Source organism: Pleurocapsa sp. CCALA 161, assembly GCF_003003995.1.
In the GTDB taxonomy this organism is placed as follows: Bacteria; Cyanobacteriota; Cyanobacteriia; order Cyanobacteriales; family Xenococcaceae; genus Waterburya.
In genome coordinates this window covers 1-19,391 of sequence record NZ_PVWF01000090.1, presented here as the reverse complement: position 1 = coordinate 19,391, position 19,391 = coordinate 1, and the positions used below count along the sequence as shown (strand labels likewise).

Annotated in this window: 17 protein-coding genes; 8 read left to right on the top strand and 9 right to left on the bottom strand. The window is 39.4% G+C overall.

The window, feature by feature from the left end:
- From C7B62_RS25815 to C7B62_RS18380, 6 genes are all read left to right on the top strand, one after another.
- Positions 1-1,043 (top strand): ABC transporter substrate-binding protein (locus C7B62_RS25815; protein ID WP_106240332.1); only part of this gene is annotated, 1,043 nt, incomplete at its 5' end.
- Between the two features lie 126 nt (positions 1,044-1,169).
- On the top strand, positions 1,170-1,949 hold the full coding sequence (locus tag C7B62_RS18395; protein ID WP_106240326.1) for a calcium-binding protein: 780 nt from the start codon (positions 1,170-1,172) through the stop codon (positions 1,947-1,949).
- Positions 1,950-2,210: 261 nt separating this feature from the next.
- Complete coding sequence (locus C7B62_RS18390) at positions 2,211-2,945, top strand: peptidylprolyl isomerase (RefSeq protein ID WP_106240323.1); 735 nt, start codon at positions 2,211-2,213, stop codon at positions 2,943-2,945.
- Between the two features lie 97 nt (positions 2,946-3,042).
- Complete coding sequence (locus C7B62_RS26890) at positions 3,043-3,177, top strand: hypothetical protein (protein ID WP_255414051.1); 135 nt, start codon at positions 3,043-3,045, stop codon at positions 3,175-3,177.
- A gap of 187 nt (positions 3,178-3,364) precedes the next feature.
- A complete protein-coding gene (locus tag C7B62_RS18385; protein WP_106240319.1) occupies positions 3,365-3,559 on the top strand; it encodes a hypothetical protein in 195 nt (64 codons plus the stop codon).
- Between the two features lie 219 nt (positions 3,560-3,778).
- Positions 3,779-4,345, top strand: coding sequence for a hypothetical protein (locus C7B62_RS18380; RefSeq protein WP_106240316.1), 567 nt, complete (start codon positions 3,779-3,781; stop codon positions 4,343-4,345).
- A gap of 245 nt (positions 4,346-4,590) precedes the next feature.
- Here the strand turns inward: C7B62_RS18380 and C7B62_RS18375 are convergent, their stop codons facing one another.
- The 9 genes from C7B62_RS18375 to C7B62_RS18335 form a co-directional block, all read right to left on the bottom strand.
- Positions 4,591-5,436: a nitrate ABC transporter ATP-binding protein gene (locus C7B62_RS18375; protein WP_106240309.1), complete on the bottom strand. Its 846-nt coding sequence runs from the start codon at positions 5,434-5,436 to the stop codon at positions 4,591-4,593.
- Between the two features lie 85 nt (positions 5,437-5,521).
- Positions 5,522-7,528, bottom strand: a complete 2,007-nt coding sequence (locus C7B62_RS18370; protein ID WP_106240305.1) for a nitrate ABC transporter ATP-binding protein — start codon at positions 7,526-7,528, stop codon at positions 5,522-5,524.
- Between the two features lie 170 nt (positions 7,529-7,698).
- A complete protein-coding gene (gene ntrB, locus C7B62_RS18365; RefSeq protein WP_106240301.1) occupies positions 7,699-8,532 on the bottom strand; it encodes a nitrate ABC transporter permease in 834 nt (277 codons plus the stop codon).
- Positions 8,533-8,695: 163 nt separating this feature from the next.
- On the bottom strand, positions 8,696-10,036 hold the full coding sequence (locus C7B62_RS18360; protein ID WP_106240297.1) for a CmpA/NrtA family ABC transporter substrate-binding protein: 1,341 nt from the start codon (positions 10,034-10,036) through the stop codon (positions 8,696-8,698).
- 1,347 nt (positions 10,037-11,383) lie between these two features.
- On the bottom strand, positions 11,384-12,736 hold the full coding sequence (opcA, locus tag C7B62_RS18355; protein WP_106240294.1) for a glucose-6-phosphate dehydrogenase assembly protein OpcA: 1,353 nt from the start codon (positions 12,734-12,736) through the stop codon (positions 11,384-11,386).
- Between the two features lie 101 nt (positions 12,737-12,837).
- Positions 12,838-14,367 carry a glucose-6-phosphate dehydrogenase gene (gene zwf, locus C7B62_RS18350; RefSeq protein ID WP_106240290.1) on the bottom strand — a complete coding sequence of 510 codons (1,530 nt, stop codon included), beginning with the start codon at positions 14,365-14,367 and terminating at the stop codon, positions 12,838-12,840.
- Positions 14,368-14,488: 121 nt separating this feature from the next.
- On the bottom strand, positions 14,489-15,637 hold the full coding sequence (tal, locus tag C7B62_RS18345; RefSeq protein WP_106240286.1) for a transaldolase: 1,149 nt from the start codon (positions 15,635-15,637) through the stop codon (positions 14,489-14,491).
- Positions 15,638-15,692: 55 nt separating this feature from the next.
- Positions 15,693-16,754 (bottom strand): class 1 fructose-bisphosphatase, encoded by a 1,062-nt coding sequence (fbp, locus tag C7B62_RS18340; RefSeq protein WP_106240283.1) that lies wholly within the window; start codon positions 16,752-16,754, stop codon positions 15,693-15,695.
- 387 nt (positions 16,755-17,141) lie between these two features.
- On the bottom strand, positions 17,142-17,351 hold the full coding sequence (locus C7B62_RS18335) for a hypothetical protein (RefSeq protein ID WP_106240279.1): 210 nt from the start codon (positions 17,349-17,351) through the stop codon (positions 17,142-17,144).
- 150 nt (positions 17,352-17,501) lie between these two features.
- Here C7B62_RS18335 and C7B62_RS18330 point away from each other — a divergent pair, with 150 nt between their 5' ends.
- Both C7B62_RS18330 and C7B62_RS18325 read left to right on the top strand, forming a co-directional pair.
- Positions 17,502-18,899, top strand: a complete 1,398-nt coding sequence (locus C7B62_RS18330; protein WP_106240275.1) for an aspartate ammonia-lyase — start codon at positions 17,502-17,504, stop codon at positions 18,897-18,899.
- A gap of 80 nt (positions 18,900-18,979) precedes the next feature.
- Positions 18,980-19,312 carry a hypothetical protein gene (locus tag C7B62_RS18325; RefSeq protein ID WP_106240271.1) on the top strand — a complete coding sequence of 111 codons (333 nt, stop codon included), beginning with the start codon at positions 18,980-18,982 and terminating at the stop codon, positions 19,310-19,312.
- Positions 19,313-19,391 lie beyond the last annotated feature (79 nt).

Here is a 19,391-nt window from a genome sequence, read left to right as displayed (position 1 = left end):
TGGAGGACGTTGCCGATCTTATTGAACCAATTCAAGATGATTATTCAAAAGAAATTTTGCAAGCAATTACCTACAGCAATAACCACCAAGGAAAACGCAGCTATTATGGAGTACCTGTGCATCAAAGTATTATCTTGATTTTTTACTGGCAAAAACTATTAGCCTCAGTAGGTTTGAAGCCAAGTGATATTCCGCAAAATTGGGATGATTTCTGGCAGTTTTGGCAACAAGCGCAAGTTAAACTCAAAGAACAAAACTTAGACATTTATAGTTTAGGATTTCCTCTGGCTAAAGATAAAAGAGCAGACGATACTCATTATCTATTTGAACAAATTCTCGCAGCAAATAATATCAATCTACTAAGCGATCGAGGTGAACTAGAAATCGATCGCCCAAAGATAAGACAAGGCATTATTAAATGTTTAAACTGGTATGCTCAACTATATCAGCAGGGGTACATTCCACCCAATGCGGTTAACTGGTCGAATATTGATAATAATCGCAATTTACTCAATCGCTTGGTTTTAATGACTCCTAATGCCACGCTTTCGATTCCAGCAACTGTGCGTCAAGATGCAGATACTTATTACAATCAACTAGGTATTCTGGGGTTTCCTCGCCAACCTAATGGTGAATCTATGCGCTACATACTATCCATTAGACAGGCAGTAATTTTTAAAAATTCCCTTCATAAATCCTTAGCCAAAAACTTTATCCGTTATTTTATCCAGCCTCAAGTCACAATTGACTATCTCAAGGCCACTAATTGCAGGGGTCAGCCAGTTCGTAAGTCTGTCTGGTTAGATCCTTTTTGGCAAGACACTAAAGATCCTTATATTGAGACTGTTACCAAGATTCTCACCCAGGGACAAACACGCCTTTCTTATGAAGTAAAGTATCCTGCCTATAGCCAAGTTTTAGCCGAAAACGTTTGGGGTCAAGCTCTTACTCAAGTAACTGCCGAACAAGTTAAACCCGAACAAGCAGCAAAAAAAGCGATCGCCAGAATTAAAGATATTTTTGCTGAATGGGATCAACAATGAACAGTATCAGTAATTACTAATTTTTTCTCTTTTATTTCTCGATTTAATCTCTAGCTCTTCCCTATTGCTTCATAAAGTATAAACAGTCAACTATTTGACTAATACTTACTACGGAGAAAACAAAATATGTCTACTAATTACAACGAACCAAAGAAAACCTACGAAGCTCCAAAATATGAAGCTCCCAAAAAAGAATACGAATATGAAGAATATCAGCCTAGCCAAGAATATTACGAACCTCCTGCCAAAAAAGATGTATATGTAGATTCTTATTGGACACCTACTTATGAATATATCCAAGATAAATATTCAGAGGAAAAGTATCCCGAAAAACAATATGTACTTGAGAAAACTGAAGAAGGTTACGGTACAGGAAAAGCAGACTATTTAATCGCTAATGAATATAACAATGTTGTGGAAACTTACGCTAAAAACGATGTTATAGAAGCTGGTTATGGTAGCGATAAAATTAATGCTGGCAAAGGTGATGATTGGCTCTGGGGTATTAATAAAGAGCATAATGCTGAGGATAAAAAATATGCTCAAGAGGAGTATAAGGAGGTAGATTGGATGACTGGCGGTAGGGGTAAAGATATTTATGCTCTTGGGACTGAAAAATATGCTCACTACGCAACCAATGGAGAAAAAGACTATGCAGTAATTACCGACTACACAGCCGGAAAAGATGCTGTCATGTTACATGGTGCTTCAGAAAATTATGTAGTGGGAGAAAGTTCATCTTTAGAAAAAGAGGGAGCTATGGGTGATAAAGCAGCATCTATTTACTGGGATCAAGATAAAAATGGCTCTTATTCTCAAGGAGATGATATGGTAGCTGTTTTTGAAGGCTACACTGCTAATGAAATTACTGCTGCTAAAGATAGCTTTGTTTATGTAGCAGCTTAAATGAACAATGAACAATGAGCAATGAACAATGAGCAATGATCATTGAACAGAGGTCTTAACCTTATTAATCCTAAAGGATACACTTCGTTATCAATTGTTCAATGTTAAACTGTAGGCAATAATTACATCCTACAAAGGAGCCAGGGTAATTTTTACCTTGGCTCCTTTGTTGCATAAATAATTGCTTTTCAGTCGAGACTTCTCTAGATATTCCCGATCGCTTTATATTTTTAAGCTATTAAAGCTGATGGAATTAAAATTATGAATACTAGTTTACAAATAAAAGATCGCACAATTACCGCAGCAGAGATTATTCCTTTGTTAGATAATTATCGTCTCTTACCACAGTTTTTACGGGAAGTAATTATTGATCGCGCTATTGCTAATATTGAATATACCCCAGCAGAATTTACTAATGTCTATCAAGAGTTTATTCAACAATATCAGTTAGATTCAGCAGCTAAATTAGAGACTTGGCTAAACAAGATGAACATAACTAAAGTTCAGTTAGAAACTCGAATGATTAGAAATATTAAGCTTGATAAATTTAAACAAGAGCAATGGGGACATCAACTAGAATCTTATTTTCTTGAGCGTAAATTGGCTTTTGAAAAAGCGGTTTTTTCTTTAATTAGAGTTAAACCTGCAGGAATGGCAAAGGAACTATATCATCGGCTTCAAGAAGGGGAAAATTCTTTTGCCGAACTAGCTAAATTATATTCTCTGGGTGAAGAAGCCAATAAGAATGGTTTAGTAGGTTTGGTGAAGCTGATCGATCTCCATCATGTTTTGGCTCAAATGCTTCATCTTAGCCAACCAGGACAACTATTACCCCCCAGACAAATTGAAGATCATTGGGTAATTGTACGTCTAGAACAATATTTTCCAGCTAGATTAGATCGAGCAATGCGCGAACGGCTATTAAACGAATTATGCGATCGCTGGTTAGAACAACAATTAGCCACCATTGATAGTAGTACAATTCAAGCATTGTAGTTCTCTATTCCCAACTCCCAATTATAATGCCAAGAGAACGCAACCATAAATCCAAAGCGGGTATCTTAACCATCGATGATACTCCAGGAAACTTGGCTTGGTTATCTCAAAACAGCAAATAGCCGAAAAAACTGCATTAGTCTGGCTAGAAAAAATTACTCCAGAGCATCATCATGGGCGAAACGGCGGAAGAGAAAATCAAGGGCATAGTTACGCATTACTATGTAACTAATTTTACCGATTTTTCTGATAGATAAATCAACTTTTTTTCTGTAACCCTTTTCATGTCATTGTTTGATGACTATTCAGGCAGCCCTACTAAAACATTAGGTTAAAATTATATGAATGTGCAGTTAACAAATACATAAGAGCTGTTGGGAAATAAATATAAGATGAAGTAGTTGTATGGCAAGATTATCATGCTAAATCTAGAGCATAACCTCAAGCAAGATCGCCTTCATGCGGGCAATAACTGGACTAAATCGCCAAGCCTTCGAGGAACTATTGCCCAATATTTGCAGAAGCTTATGAGTAAAGCCTCTTTAAGCAAGAAAAAGAAAGGTTACGGTTTCATGGCGGGGGACGTAGAGTTAATCTTGAACATGCTTATGTAGGTATCAAGCGATATAACTCGGTAGCTTCAATTCATAGGAATCGTGTGACTGATTTGGCTGACCTCTTAATGTTAGTAGCTACAGGACTATGGAACTTCTACTTAGATGTGGCATAAACTGAATCGGAATTAAGAAAATCCTTTTTCATAACTATTTCCTATTGCTCAACAGCTCTATCTATAGTTTGCATTTAAGATAAACTTTTAAGAATTTTCTATAATGAACGACATTCAACACCTAATTATATTAAGTGGCCCATCTTGCTCTGGTAAAACTACTTTAATAAATAAAATTAAATCAAAAAAATTACCATTAATTTGTCAGCAATTAGATATCAAAAATCCTCACTTATGCGTAGATTTAATTGCTAAAGACTTTTTAAGAATGCCAGAATCATTACCGCAAAATTTAATCCTTCACTACGATATTTGTGAGCATAATTTACATCCTAAAGAATATGATTATTTGCAATTATTAATGGCGAAGTCAAGAAAAGTAGATATTATTACTTTATATATAACTCCCAAAATTTTACAGCAAAGAATGAGATGGAGACTGGTAAAAAAAACTTGTGTATTATTTTTAAAAATAAAAAAACATCGACAAATCCTTAAGTATCTTAAGGGCAACATGAATAAATATCAACTATATTACCGACAACATAATAAATTATTAGATATGTACAGTGATTGGTTTGCCTTTTGTCAAAAATTTGATGAAATTAATCATTGGTGTATAGAGTTTAAATTAAATGAGTATAATATTCATTTAAAAAAGTACAAATAATAATTATTTTGATCCAGAAGTATTTTTCAACCAGTCCCGTCCCCAGAAATAAATTATTAAAAATAAAGTAATCCGCTTTTTGTTACCTAATTCTACTTAAAAAAGGAAGAGCTTGCGGTTACTTCGTAAATATTAATTTTGATTTCAGCAGCCAGAAAATCTTTAGGGAGTAATTGTCGATTTGATTACAAATTACTCAGTATTTTCAGGTTATAAAGTATATAACATTACATTTAACTACAAGCTTACTCCAAAGCATCATCATGGGCAAAACGGCGGAAGAGAAAATCAAGGGCATAGTTACGCAATTCAAAATATCGAGGATCTTCCATCATTTTTTGGCGATCGCGGGGACGAGCAAAAGGAATATCTAAAACTTCGCCAATATTAGCAGCAGGGCCATTAGTCATCATGACTAGACGATCGCTCAGAAATAAAGCCTCGTCGATATCATGAGTAATCATTAATACCGTGCAGCGATGATCCTGCCAGATTTTGACTAATTCTTCTTGCATTTCTTCCCTAGTAATCGGATCTAAAGCCCCAAATGGTTCATCCATAATTAAAACTTCAGGACGAGTCGCCAAAGCACGAGCGATCGCCACCCGTTGTTTCATACCTCCAGAAAGTTGAGCGGGTTTTTTATGAATCGCTTCGGTTAAACCAACTAATTCTAAATGTTCTAGAGTAATGTCTTTTTTTTCTTGACCAGATTTATGTTTATAAACTTGTTCTACTGCTAGATAAACATTTTCGTAGGCAGTTTTCCAAGGCAGCAAAGAATAGTTCTGAAAGATTACCATGCGATCTGGCCCAGGTCTGGTAATCGGCTGATTCTTGAGGCGAATTTGTCCGCTACTAGGTTTATTTAATCCCGATACCATGCTTAAAAGAGTCGATTTACCGCAACCAGAATGTCCAATCAGACAGATAAATTCACCTTCTTGAATACTTAAATTGACATCTTCTAAAACTGTGTAACTACCTTTAGCCGTAGGATAAACTTTAGCAACACCATCAAATTCCAAGAAAGTGTCAGAACTAGTAGTAGAAGAAATCTGAGTGGATAAAGTGGTGTTAGAGATTTGCATAAATAAAAAATGAGTGATAAATACGGTTTTTTGTCTGTGGCTTGCCTTGCTGCAAGAATCAATAATCCCCTGAAAAGGGGAAGTTTTACGCCCCTACTACTAATGGATCGAGAGAAACTTCTTCTACCTTAATTTCTCGTTTGATTTTTAGTCCTTGCAGATATTCAATCGGGTTATCGGGACTAAAAACACTACCGTCAGATAGCCTAAAAGAAGTTCTTTCTGGTTCTAAGCCAGGTAAATTAAGTTGTCTGGCTGCTTCAGAATAAACATCATTTCTTCTAACTCTGTCTAAAACATCAATCCAGTTGCGCGGAAAAGGAACAATTCCCCAACGTGCCATTTGCACTAAAATCCATAATCCTTCAACGCGACTAGGACAATTGGTTTTGTTGACATAAAATTCATTAAATTCGGGCAACATTTGGGCAGGTTCGCTTGTACCTCGGTCATAGGGATCGATAAAACCAGGACGAGTATATTCTGGGGCAGAACCTACATAGTTAGGTTGACAGATTAATTGCAAAACTTCTTCGCGATTACGGCGATCGTCACAATATTCACAGGCTTCCATCAAAGCTTTGACTAAAGCAACATGGGTTTCGGGATATTTATTTGCCCACTCTTCTTTGACTCCTAAAACCTTTTCTAGATGACTTTGCCAAATATCTAAGTCAGTAGCAATCACAAAACCTAGATTTTCGTAGACAGCGCGGGAGTTCCAGGGTTCACCTACACAATAGCCATCAATATTGCCAGCTTTGAGATTAGCTACCATTTGTGGAGGTGGAATTACCGTTAACTTGACATCCAGATCAGGGTCGATTCCTCCAGAAGCTAACCAATAGCGCAACATTAGGTTATGCATGGAAGAAGGATGCACCATCCCCAAGGTATGAACGAGATCGCTTTCTTGAGCGATCGCTGCTTTAAAGTCAGCAAGAGTTCTCACTCCCTGTTCGTAAAACCTTTTGCTTAAAGTAATCGCGTTCCCATTGCGAGATAAAGTCAAAGCTGTAACCGTCGGCGAGGTAGGTCTATTGCCCATACCCAAAGATAGAGATAGGGGCATTCCTGCTACCATTTGGGCAGCATCTAATCTACCGCTAGTAACACCCTCGGCGATCGCCTTCCAGCTAGGTTCTCGGTTGAGATTGACTTGAGTTAAACCATGTTTGGCAAAAAAGCCTTTTTCTTTAGCAACTACTAAAGGGGCGCAGTCGGTTAGGGGAATAAAACCAATTTCTAAATTAACTTTTCCTAAACCGTTTGCCGCAATAATTGCCGGGGCTTTGACTTGCTGACGTTTTTTGGCTTTTTTCTGTTGATTGAGAAAGTAAACAATATCTCCCCGCAAAGCGTAATAACTAGGGTGGTTAACCACTTCTAAACGTTGTCTGGGGCGGGGAATGGGAACGTCAATAATTTGTCCGATATGGGATTCTGGCCCATTGGTTAACATAACAATGCGATCGGCCAACAATAGCGCTTCATCAGCATCATGAGTAACCATTAGACAGGTAAGTTGATATTCTTGACACATTTTCATCAACTGTTCTTGTAAACTACCTCTAGTCAAGGCATCTAATGCCCCAAAAGGTTCGTCTAATAACAGTAGCTTAGGACGAATGGCTAGGGCGCGTGCGATCGCCACCCGCTGTTTCATTCCTCCTGACAGTTGCGCAGGATGCTTGTCTGCTGCCTGGCGCAGGTTAACCATATTAATATGTTCTTCGACAATAGCATGACGCTCTTTTGCCGATTTATGACCATAAACTTGATTGACCGCTAAGGCAATATTTTGCCGTACTGTCTTCCAGGGAAGTAGCGAATAATTCTGAAAGACTACCATGCGATCGGGACCTGGATCTTTGATCTGTTTGTTTTCGAGAATAATACCGCCTTGAGTTGGTTTATCTAAACCTGCCACAATATTGAGCAAGGTCGATTTACCACAGCCAGAATGTCCGAGTAAACAAACAAATTCTCCCTGTTTAATTTCCAGATTAATATTTTTCAGGGCAATGTATCTGCCTCCATTCGCCAGAGGAAATACCTTATCAACGTGATCTACTTCAAGAAATGCTGTCATTATTTTTTAGGTAGTAGGTAGTAGGTAGTAGGTAGTAGGTAACGAGTAAAACTTCTGATGTTATACCCTTGTCCTAAAGGATAAGCTTCGCAAATGGTACTTTTGACTTTTTCTGTCAAGCAGGATATCCGAAGGTGTATGCTTTAGCGCAATGTGACTTTTGACTTTTGTTACTGTTGTTGTTCTGAGGGAACTACTATTGAAGCAATCCAGGCAACCAGGCGATCGAGGATTAAACCGACAATCCCAACATAAATTAAAGCCACGATAATTTCGCTCAATTGTGAACTGTTATAAGAGTCCCAAATAAAGAAACCAATACCCACACCACCAACAAGCATTTCTGCTGCCACGATCGCTAGCCAAGAAAGACCAATGCCAATTCTTAAACCAGAGAATATATAAGGAACAGCCGCAGGGAACATAATTTCCCAAAAGTATTTAGCTCCAGATAAATGTAGTACTTTAGCAACGTTTTTGTAATCTTGGGGGATTTGCTGCACTCCCACTGTAGTATTGATGATAATTGGCCAAATTGCCGTAATAAAAATTACAAAAATTGCTGATGGGTTAGCTTCTTCAAAAGCAGCCAAAGCGATCGGCAACCAAGCCAAAGGAGGAACAGTCCGTAATATTTGAAAAATTGGGTCTACCGCATCGTACATAAAAGAGCTAGAACCAATTAAAATTCCCAAGCCAATGCCGACAATTGCTGCCAAACTATATCCAATTGCAACCCTCTGTAAGCTAGCAAGGATCTGCCAAAACAGGCCTTTATCAGTACCTCCGTTATCAAAAAAAGGATCAAAAATTAGCTCGGCAGTATCTTGAAAAGTTTTGATTGGACTGGGTAAATTTGCATCTTCACCACTACATAAAACCTGCCACAGGGTCAAAATAAAAAGCAGCGCACAAATGGGAGCTAATATTTTTCTGGGGGGTTGTTTAATCAGAGAAACAAAGAAATTTGGCTTTTTCAGGGAACTATCAAGATTAGCTGTCATAGTAAGAGAAGTAAGATGAGTATTTTAATGTGGCGTGATCTAAATCCGATTCTAAAAAACTACTTTTCGGTAAGGAATTTTAATTAGTAGTTGTAGGGTGGGCAATGCCCACCATTTATTTCAAAATTGATAATTATCCATTGTCAATTATCAATTTTGAAAATTAGGCTTTTTTGATTTTTAAACTGTCTAAATAAGCCTGGGGATTTTCAGGATCGAACTTAACTCCATCAAAGAAAGTCTCTACACCACGAGAATCAGTCTTGGGAATTTCCGCATCGGCTACTTTAATTGCTTTGGCCGCTTCTTTCCAAATATCAGAACGATTGACTTTATCAACTAAAGTTTTAGTATCAGTATCAGCAGGAATATAGCCCCAACGAATATCTTCGGTTAAAAACCACAAATCATGACTCTTGTAGGGATAAGACGCATTATCTTGCCAAAATTTCATGGAGATGTCGGGATTGTCCACCGTACGCCCATCACCATAGTTGATTTTGCCTTGAATTCTGCCAATAATATCTTCGACTGGTACTTTAAACCATTTATCTTGGGAAACAATTTCACACATTTCTTGCTGATTTTCTGGCTTGTCACACCATTGCTGTGCTTCTAAGACAGCTTTGGTCAAGGCTTTAGCAGCTTTAGGATTTTTATCTACCCAGTCAGCCCGCATCGCCAGCGCTTTTTCTGGGTGATTTTTCCAAATTTCTCCTGTAACCAGGGCAGTATAACCTTGCTCTTGGTTAACTAATTGAGCATTCCAAGGCTCTCCTACACAGAAAGTTTCCATCGCTCCAATCTTCATATTGGCAACCATTTGAGGTGGCGGTACGGGAACTACAGAAATATCATTTTCAGGATCGACACCGCCAGCAGCCAACCAATAGCGCATCCATAAATCGTGTGTTCCACCAGGGAAAGTCATAGCTGCACTAAGTTCTTTGTTCTCAGCTTTAGCTTTAGCAAACACGTCTTTCATTTTGCTGCTATCTAGGCCTACTTTAGTTTCTAGATAATCCTCACTAACAGAAATTCCCTGCCCATTAACATTTAATCTAGCCAAAATGTACATCGGTACGGGCTGTTTCGTAATTGTTCCTAAGGTCATCAGATAGGGCATGGGGCTAAGAATATGCGCTCCATCAATGCCATCTCCTGCTGAACCCAGTTCGATATTATCCCTGGTTACGGGCCAAGAAGCTTGTTTAAGCACTTCTACGTCCGTCATCCCGTATTTAGCAAATAATCCTTTTTCTGAAGCAATTACCAACGGTGCAGCATCAGTAAGAGCAATAAATCCTAACTTAGCAGTAGTAACTTCTGGAGTTTCTTCAGGACTTAAATTGGCTACTGGCTGGGCTGTAGATTCAGTAGTAGAGCCTGATTCGGCATTACCTTCAGTAGTTTCGGTAGATGAGGTACAACCGTGTATCAAAAAAGTAGCAGCAGCAGTAGCACCAGCGGTAAAAACAAACTTGCGACGAGATAGTTTGGACATAATAAGTCGTAAATTACAAAAAAGAAATATGTTTGAGGTCGGTAAATTTGAGGATAGTTTGCTCAAATCCCAGAGGCTACTTGAGCGAATTTAGAAAGTAATCATTAATAACTGCGATTACAGAAGCTATCTAAATTCTCTTGATTTACAGTTTTAAAATAGTCAAGGAAGGGTTGAACATCACTAGGTTTTGAATGTTAGGATATCTTTGCCAAAAATTAATGATTAAAATTCAACTAAGTTTAATTGACCAATTGAATCAAAAATAAAAATATGTTGTTTCTTAAGTAATCATGAATGTATTGCTATAAAAACGAGTAAAAATAGCTACAAATTGCCAAAATAAATAATACTTGACAAGTAATAGCAGATGCTAAATATTCAGTGATTACTGATTTTAGCTGCTGAATAATAGAGTCACATTAAAATAATTTACTTTTTGTAATTTTCGTTACAAAATATAGGTTTTTTTTTATTTACAGCATTAAACCTATGTAAATTTTGCATTAAGTTGGCTTGGATTTTTCAGAATCTCAACACTAATTGAGGCGGTTGTCTTTTCTGCGATCGCCATTATTATTTTTCGCTGTTTTTCTCATAATTAACCCTGCTTAAGCAAAGTCTCTCATAATTAGGGCTTACTGAAAAAACTTAGATTCGAGCATATATTTGCTTAAAAGCTATTAGCCATTAGCTATTAGCTTTTAGCTTTTAAGAAAATGTCAGATTAGATCTTTACTAAGTACCAAAAAAATATTTTAGTGAATTAGTAAACTTTACACTGTGATTAAATGAATAAACTGGAAAGATATATGAATCATAAGTTTAAACTTATTCAATAAGCCCTAATTAATTCGGCTTATCATTGATTTGCACCTACTCTCTTGAAGATTGAGCAGCTTATCTAAAACAAGAATATGCTATAGCTAAATTTGGCTTCAGACAAAGCTGAAACTAAAATCAACTTTTGTAACAATTTCTGGGGATCATTAATATTTGTTGAAGATTATTGACATTGCTGTTAGATTGTGTGTGCAAACAAAAAAGAGGTTCAATGATGACTTTTTCACCTACAGCGATCGCTTTGATTGGAGTTTTAATCACTGGTTACGTACTAGGAGTAAGTTTGGGAACGATCGCTTATTTTGCCAATGAAAAAAACTATTAAACTTGCAGGCTTAATAGTTTGATGATAATTACTTCGATTGTAGATTGACAGCTAGTTCACTTGACATTGGCTAGCTGTTTTTTCAGATTGATTAATGTATTATAGACCACAAAATGAAAATTATGGTGATTTTAGATCAAACTCACAGGATTATGTCTAGTTAAAATGCTGTTTTTAGATCACTGAGGAAGCTTAAGCATCTGTGCTAAAACTGCCATGCTTTCTTCGTATAGCATTTCGCGCCCCCAACGTTGAAGTTGTTGACCGAGTAAATCTTCGCTTTTTTGGTCAAATAGAGGCGTTACCTGCTCAATATAGCAAGACTGCGCTCCTCCTCCAGCTTCCATCCGCATACAGCCTGTAGTGCTAGAGCAAAGAACAGTGCAGCAATCTGCATCTTCATTAGTTGAAGTTAAACGCAAGCTAACTAAATCTCCTGGAATATCACCCCAGTCGGCAGTGGGGATACCTGCTAGTTCCGCTTCAATAGTACGCTGTTTCTCATCAGTAAACTTAACTTGACGGATATCATAGTCTCCGCCTTCTAAGTCATAGCTAACAGGAATCCACTGAAGGCGACTAGCTAACCACCCCAGAAACATTAATGCCTGAGACTGATTACCCTGTTCATAGTCAATGGTCACGCGATCTACTTCGTAAATTGCCGATCGCCTTTCTGGAGGATCGAAAGCTGCTGCGGTCAATTCTTGCCAGGGTGCTAGTCTGCGCCAGTTAATGTCTGCCAAAGCAGTATCCTGTTTGAGTAATCCTGCCAAAGCTTGGAGATCTGTTTCTGGCTCAACAAAGCTACTGGAATCAAAAATTACCGTATCACTGGAGGAGACGAGGCGTTTAAATAAGGGTAAGTCGGGAGTAGGAGTTGCTTTCCACCAAATAAACTTCGGCAGATCGGCGATCGCCAATGCAGCAATAACACCGCCAATGCGGTCTAATGCTTCAGTAGTGCCGCTAAGAGTAATATATTCACAGCAAATCAAGGTATTTTGGCTTTGCTTATTAAGCGGACAGTAGGCGGATACCTGAGCCGTAACCCCTGTATCTTCCCCCAGGATTGGGCAAAGGGTAATAATTCGACAGGGATTAGCAGCAGCAATCACATCGGCAGTAATGCCTTCGGAATCGGGAGTATAGCTAACAGCAGCAGTTTTATTTTCGGCGGTAAACTTATCTTTAGCCTTTGCCTCCACAAATTCTTCTTTTAGTTTGGTACGTAATGCTTGGTTCGATTTACCTGTAGCATCCATGCCATAATCTTTTTGGGCAGCTTTAATGGCAGCGCTGGTTCTTGGCCCCGCAATCCCGTCAATCGGTCCTGTATAGAACCCTAAAGAGGCTAATAACTGCTGTGTACCATCAGGCTCATAAACAAGTAGGCTAAAGGTTGCTGCTCTAGTAACGGCTGCGCTATCTTCATCTGTACCCTGACTCTGCCAAAGCGATCGCAGTTCCGCTTCAATCTCATCAATGGATACGTCTTTTGGTGCTTGCAAGGAAACTATTGGTGAAACCATAATTAATTAGAAGTTAGTAGTATCACAAGGGTAAAATGTCAGTAATTCGTAGTATCACAAGGGTATATCCGTGATAGATAACGTTAGTAATTAGTAATCATCTACAGTCTTCGCCAACGACGATGATCGCGATTAATCATCATTTCCGCTTCCGTCGGCTGCCAAGTACCTGCTTCATATTGAGGCATGAGGCTAGGATCGCTAGGAGACTCCCAAGCATTAATCAAAGGCATTACAATATTCCAGGCTGCTTCCACTTCATCAGCACGAGTAAACAGGGTTTGATCTCCCAACATACAGTCTAATAATAGGCGGTGATAAGCATCTGCTGTCGCCATGCCAAAAGATGAACCATAGCTAAAGTCCATATTTACGGTTCTAGTTCTTAAATCTGGGCCAGGGGTTTTTGCTTCAAACTTGAGAGATATGCCCTCATTAGGCTGAATCCTCATCGTGAGAACATTAGGACTTGTCTGTTGTGCTGCGGATTGAAAGATTAACAAGGGTACTTCCCGAAAATGAATCGAAATCTCACTCACTTTTTTGGGCATTCGCTTCCCTGTACGCAGATAAAAGGGTACTCCTTTCCAGCGCCAGTTATCTATTTCTAGCTTTAAAGCAACAAAAGTTGGGGTAGTAGATTCAGGATTGACCCCTTCTTCTTGGCGATAACCTTTAACTGGTTGACCTTTCATCCAGCCTTCCGAATACTGCGCCCGAATTGCCGACTGTTCTAGGTTATTGGCATCGGCAATATGCGTTGCCTGTAAAACTTTGGTTTTTTCGTTGCGAATACTATCAGCATCCAAAGAGTTGGGAGGCTCCATGGCTGTAATAGCAAATAGCTGCATTAAGTGATTTTGCAGCATATCGCGCATTGCCCCAGAAGTTTCATAGTATCCTGCTCGTTCTTCTACGCCAACGGTTTCGGCGACAGTAATCTGCACATGATCGACAAACTGCCGATTCCACAGTGGTTCAAAAATAGCATTACCAAAGCGGAAAACTAAGATATTCTGGACAGTTTCTTTCCCTAAATAGTGATCGATGCGATAAACCTGTTCTTCTTTACAAACTCGCTGCACCGCACGATTAAGTGACTGAGCCGAGCTTAAGTCTTTACCAAAAGGTTTTTCGATCACAATTCTGCTTTTGAGCGGATCGTCTAGCATCCCTGCTGCACCAAGCTGTTTTAAGGCTGGTTTAAAGAAATTGGGCGATACTGCCAAGTAAAAAATGCGATTGCCTCTTGTTCCTCGTCTACCATCTAATTCTGTGAGAAAGTTGTTCAGTTTCTCATAACTTTCTGGCTCATCCATATTGCCTGAACAGTAAAAAATGCCTTGAGCAAAATCATTCCACAGTTCTTCGTTGCCAACACCATTACCAAATTCTTCAATGCCATCTTTAAGATGTTGTCGGAAATAGTCATGATCCCAATCTCTGCGGGCAACTCCTACAATGGTCATTTCCGAGGGAAGACGACGCTCTCGTCTAATTTGGTAGATTGCTGGGATCAACTTTCTTTGGGTGAGATCTCCTGATGCGCCAAAAATCACAATGATCGCAGGCTCGGCGGTGCGTGCCTGCTGTAATCCCACTCGTAACGGATTTTCTAATATTGCAACCATATCTTTGATTGAGGGAAATTTGTTTAAACTTTAGCTGTCAGCTGGGAAGAAAAAAGAATGAGAAATTTAAGTTGGATTTCTCATTCTCATCTCCTATTCCTATCCTATTTGTTTTTCATTTTTAAACTGCTGCTAAGTGCTTAACTTTGGATTCTAGAGATGACATCAGAGATTCAAAAGGCTTGATAAATTTATCGATTCCTTCTTCTAGTAGCGCATCCATTACCGTATCTAAATCGATATCTACCGCAGCATCTTTTAAACCATCAATAACTTGGTGTGCTGCATCTAAATTACTTTCGATGCGACTAGCAGGATCGCAGTGATCGACACAGGCATCAATGGTATCGGGAGGTAAGGTATTGACGGTATCTGGACCAACTAATTCATCGACGTACATCACATCGCTGTAGTCAGGGTTTTTAGTCCCAGTGCTTGCCCAAAGCAAACGCTGTACTTTTGCACCTTTAGCTGCCAGGGCATTCCAGCGATCGCCACTAAAAATCTCTTTATATTTTTGGTAAGCTACTTTCGCATTAGCGATCGCCACTTTCCCTTTAATCGCCTCTAATTTTGCTTTAGCATCCCCCTCGGCAGACTCTAATTTGCTATCAATCTGCTCATCGATCATCACATCAATTCGACTGAGGAAGAAACTGGCAACAGAAGCCACTTTACTAATATCCTCTCCTGCTTCAGCCCGCTTTTCTAAGCCTCTAATGTATGCCCAGGCTGTATCAATATAGCTTTGGACAGAAAACAGCAGAGTTACATTAATGCTCATCCCTTCCGAAATTGCCTGTTCGACAGCGGGTAAACCTTCGGGAGTACCAGGGATCTTGATCATCAAATTTGGGCGATCAATAGTTTGATAATAGCGACGCGCTTCTTCAATGGTACTATTATCAGTACTTTTTGCTAAACTGGGTGGAACTTCAATACTGACATAACCATCTAAACCGTCACTTGATTCATAGATGGGCATGAAGATATCACAGGCATTGCGAATATCAGTAAAGATCAAATCTTCGTAGATTTCTTGAACTGACTTTTTCGCTTTAATTCCTGCCTCAATCGACCGATCGTAAATTTTATTCCCAGCGATCGCTTTTTCGAAGATGGCAGGATTGGAAGTAATCCCACGAATCCCTTTTTCGGTAATCGACTGTTTTAATTCTCCTGATTCAATCAGATCGCGGCTTAGATTATCCATCCAAATACTTTGACCGTATTGATTTTCGATGGCTAAAATTGGGTTGGTTGTAGACATAGCTTGATAAATACTCCTGATAATTACGACAAACTGAATTAGATTAATTAGCTGATTAAACTAAAGCTTTTTCTTCGGCATCGTGACGCGCTCGTTCTTGAATAAAAGATTCGACTAGCTGTACATCCTTAGTACTGCCAATGACTAAAGGAGTTCTTTGGTGTAGTTCCTGAGGTACATAGCTCAATAGCCTTTGAGTACCTGTGCTAGCAGCCCCTCCTGCTTGTTCGGCCAAGAAAGCTAATGGTGCAGATTCATATAACAATCTTAATTTTCCTTCTGGCTTTTCTACTGTGCCTGGATAAAGAAAAACTCCACCCTGCAATAAAATGCGGTGAAAATCGCCCACTAATGCACCACTGTAACGAGCAGTGTAGCCCTCATGACGATGAACGTAGCGAATGTAATCTCTAATTGATTCATCCCACTGCCAGTAGTTACCTTCATTCAGGCTATAGACAGGGCCATGATTAGGGATGTTAATATTTTCTTCAGCTAGAATAAATTCCCCTAAGCTGGGGTCAAGAACAAAGGAATGAACTCCTTTACCCACAGTATAGACTAGTACTGTTGAAGGTCCGTAGAGAATATAGCCTGCACCAATTTGGCGATCGCCATTCTGTAATAAATCCTGTGCTTTTTCGTCTAGGTCATCACCTTCTTGTTGACGTAGAGAAAAGATTGAACCCACATTGAGATTAATATCAACATTGGAAGAACCATCGATGGGGTCGTATAGCAGAGTGTAGCGACCGACAGGACAATTTTCGGGAATATAATAAGGTTTTTCCATCTCTTCTGATGCCAAGCGACAAACTAAACCGCTACGCTTAAACACCGAGATAAAAACATCGTTGGCGTAGATATCCATTTTTTTGACAGATTCTCCTTGCACATTGGTTTCTCCTGTAAAACCTAATGCCCCCGCCATTAAACCAGCCCTGCTTAAGCGACGGCTTACTAATTTTGCTGCTAAAGCAATACGATTCATGATCGCACTAATGTCCTGTGCTTGAGTTGTAAAGTCGGAAAACTGCTGAAGCACATGCTGAGATAGAGTCTGGCAATCTCTATCCAGGCTGAATTCTGGAATGACAGCTTGGTCTAAATTTTCCATGGTCTTAATTTTCCTTCGCCTATATTTCTTTTGTCCTTCAACCGTTAACTATCTAATCATTAGTCACGTAAGACTTGAGGATTGATTTATTTGGTTGGTAGAGAGTAAAGCCAGTTAAAACGATTTTCTAGTATTTTGCTCCGTTCCTTTAAGAGAGAAATAATTTAGAAAATGTTTTTTAGTCTTCAGAACTCTACTAATTCATCTTAGAAAGTGATTTTTAGTCGCAGTCAGAACCTTAAGACTAGCTTCAGATTACCTAAAGATTTTGCCATCTTGAATACAGGTTCAATCAAAGCCATAGTCATTCCCCAGAGATACCATAGTAAAAGAGGTGTCCACGGCGGTGAATGCAGGCTCTAATTCAAGACAGAGTAATGTTCACTTTTAATCAATATCAATTGACTGTGGGCGATCGCTATTTTTAGTCACTGACGAATTATTGCTATTGGAATTGTATCCCTGTTTTTCTAGCCACTGAGACAAAGGTTCTTCGTCAAGATTGAGATGCAAAACCCCCGAAATAAAACCACTGGCAAAAGCGACGGGTTGTTGGATTAGTTTTTGCAAAGCTGGTGCTAATTCGGTTAAAAACATAAAATCAAATACTATTTACGATATTAGGTCTGTACTAAAAATTTTAGCGTGATTATCAAAGTAGGGAATTATGGGATTATTTATGACTAAATGCTAGTTTCTAATTTGTACTGGTGAACGTTGGTTCACCCCTAACTTAACTTTTAATAAATGAGCAATAATCATCGCACTGAAAAAGACTCAATGGGGGCAAGACAAATTCCCGCCAACGTTTACTATGGTATTCAAACTTTAAGAGCGACGGAGAATTTTCCGATCAGTGGTATCAAACCCCTAGCAACTTATGTTGATGCCTGTGTTTTGATTAAAAAAGCGACCGCGATCGCCAATGGAGAATTAAACTGTATTAACCAGGATATTAGTCAGGCAATTGTCCAAGCAGCAGATGAAATTTTGGCTGGTCAATTGCGAGATCAGTTTGTGGTAGATGTTTATCAGGCAGGGGCGGGTACTTCTCACCACATGAACGTCAATGAAGTGTTGGCAAATCGGGCGTTAGAAATTCTGGGGGATGAAAAAGGTAATTATCAAAGAGTTAGTCCCAACGACCACATCAATTATGGGCAGTCTACGAACGATGTAATTCCTACTGCTATTCGCGTTGGGTCATTACTGGCTCTCGATCGTACTTTGTATCCTGCTTTAAGCAAAGCGATCGCAGCCATGGCACAAAAAGCCACAGAATTTCAGGATATTGTTAAATCTGGTCGCACCCATATGCAGGATGCCGTTCCTGTACGTTTAGGAGAGGGATTTAGAGCTTGGGAGATAATTTTAAGAGAGCATCACCAGCGAATTACTACCGCTGCTGCGGATCTGCATAACCTGGGTCTAGGAGGTAGCGCCACAGGAACAGGACTCAATACTCATCCTCAATATCGTCATCGGGTAGCGGAACTGTTAGGGGAATTTATCCAGCAACCATTACAGCCAGCGCCCCACCTGATGGCAGCAATGCAGAGTATGAGTCCCTTTGTCAACGTTTCAGGTAGCCTCAGAAATTTAGCCCAGGATTTAGTCAAAATATCCCACGATCTGCGTCTGATGGATTCTGGACCCCAAACAGGCTTTAAAGAAATCCAGCTTCCCGCCGTTCAGCCAGGGTCGTCCATTATGCCAGGAAAATACAACCCTGTGATGGCAGAAATGACTTCGATGGTTTGTTTTCAGGTGATGGGCTATGATACAGCGATCGCTTTTGCTGCTCAAGCAGGACAGCTAGAGTTAAATGTGATGATGCCTTTAATTGCCTACGATCTGATTCATAGTATCGAGATACTGGGCAACACGATCAATAGCCTCAGTCAACGTTGTTTGGCAGGAATTAGCGCCCGTCGCGATCGCTGTTTAGCTTATGCCGAAAGCAGTCTGGCTTTAGTAACCGCTCTTAATCCTCATATCGGCTATCTCAAAGCAGCAGACGTGGCGAAGAAGTCTTTAGAAACAGGTCAATCCATTCGGGCGATTGTTTTAGAAGCAGGTTTGATGAGCGAAGAGCAACTTACTACAGTTCTGGATTTGGAAAAAATGAGCCAAATTCCCAAATAATTAGCTATTAGCTGACAACTTAACAAAACTCTGAGCTTCCAGTATGGTAATGGGGTTAACTATATTCAGCTTTGAAATTAATGAAAATACGTTCTCTGTCGATCGCTGCCCTCGGTTTTGTCTCCTTAAATGCGATCGCGCCAGCCTCTGGTTCGGCTTTTAAATATGCAGGTATAGCTGATGATGTCAGTAATGCTTCGGTGAGTGTTTTGAGCAAGTTGGGATATGACTGTAAAACCGCTAGCGCAGGCGCAATTCTTTGTACTAAGTGCAAAGTTGACGATAACAAACAAAAGTGCGAGGCTTTTACCTGTGATGCCGTTACTAAAAAATGTCGCCGTAAAACTGCTGAAATTCCTCGTCTTCCTAGCTTAAATAATAATAATGATCCGATTAAGCTCCCCTCGCTATAATTTTGATTAAATCCGTGCTGCATACTGCGAGTACAGCGTTAGCTTACTCGACAGTTAAGCACGGCGATAACTTATCGGA

What these genes read in the sequence shown, in the direction of transcription:
- C7B62_RS18395 (WP_106240326.1), top strand. Translation starts at nt 1,170, where the DNA reads ATGTCTACTAATTACAACGAACCAAAGAAAACCTACGAAGCTCCAAAA.
- C7B62_RS18390 (WP_106240323.1), top strand. Translation starts at nt 2,211, where the DNA reads ATGAATACTAGTTTACAAATAAAAGATCGCACAATTACCGCAGCAGAG.
- C7B62_RS18385 (WP_106240319.1), top strand. Translation starts at nt 3,365, where the DNA reads ATGCTAAATCTAGAGCATAACCTCAAGCAAGATCGCCTTCATGCGGGC.
- C7B62_RS18380 (WP_106240316.1), top strand. Translation starts at nt 3,779, where the DNA reads ATGAACGACATTCAACACCTAATTATATTAAGTGGCCCATCTTGCTCT.
- C7B62_RS18375 (WP_106240309.1), bottom strand. Translation starts at nt 5,436, where the DNA reads ATGCAAATCTCTAACACCACTTTATCCACTCAGATTTCTTCTACTACT.
- C7B62_RS18370 (WP_106240305.1), bottom strand. Translation starts at nt 7,528, where the DNA reads ATGACAGCATTTCTTGAAGTAGATCACGTTGATAAGGTATTTCCTCTG.
- ntrB (WP_106240301.1), bottom strand. Translation starts at nt 8,532, where the DNA reads ATGACAGCTAATCTTGATAGTTCCCTGAAAAAGCCAAATTTCTTTGTT.
- C7B62_RS18360 (WP_106240297.1), bottom strand. Translation starts at nt 10,036, where the DNA reads ATGTCCAAACTATCTCGTCGCAAGTTTGTTTTTACCGCTGGTGCTACT.
- opcA (WP_106240294.1), bottom strand. Translation starts at nt 12,736, where the DNA reads ATGGTTTCACCAATAGTTTCCTTGCAAGCACCAAAAGACGTATCCATT.
- zwf (WP_106240290.1), bottom strand. Translation starts at nt 14,367, where the DNA reads ATGGTTGCAATATTAGAAAATCCGTTACGAGTGGGATTACAGCAGGCA.
- tal (WP_106240286.1), bottom strand. Translation starts at nt 15,637, where the DNA reads ATGTCTACAACCAACCCAATTTTAGCCATCGAAAATCAATACGGTCAA.
- fbp (WP_106240283.1), bottom strand. Translation starts at nt 16,754, where the DNA reads ATGGAAAATTTAGACCAAGCTGTCATTCCAGAATTCAGCCTGGATAGA.
- C7B62_RS18335 (WP_106240279.1), bottom strand. Translation starts at nt 17,351, where the DNA reads ATGTTTTTAACCGAATTAGCACCAGCTTTGCAAAAACTAATCCAACAA.
- C7B62_RS18330 (WP_106240275.1), top strand. Translation starts at nt 17,502, where the DNA reads ATGAGCAATAATCATCGCACTGAAAAAGACTCAATGGGGGCAAGACAA.
- C7B62_RS18325 (WP_106240271.1), top strand. Translation starts at nt 18,980, where the DNA reads ATGAAAATACGTTCTCTGTCGATCGCTGCCCTCGGTTTTGTCTCCTTA.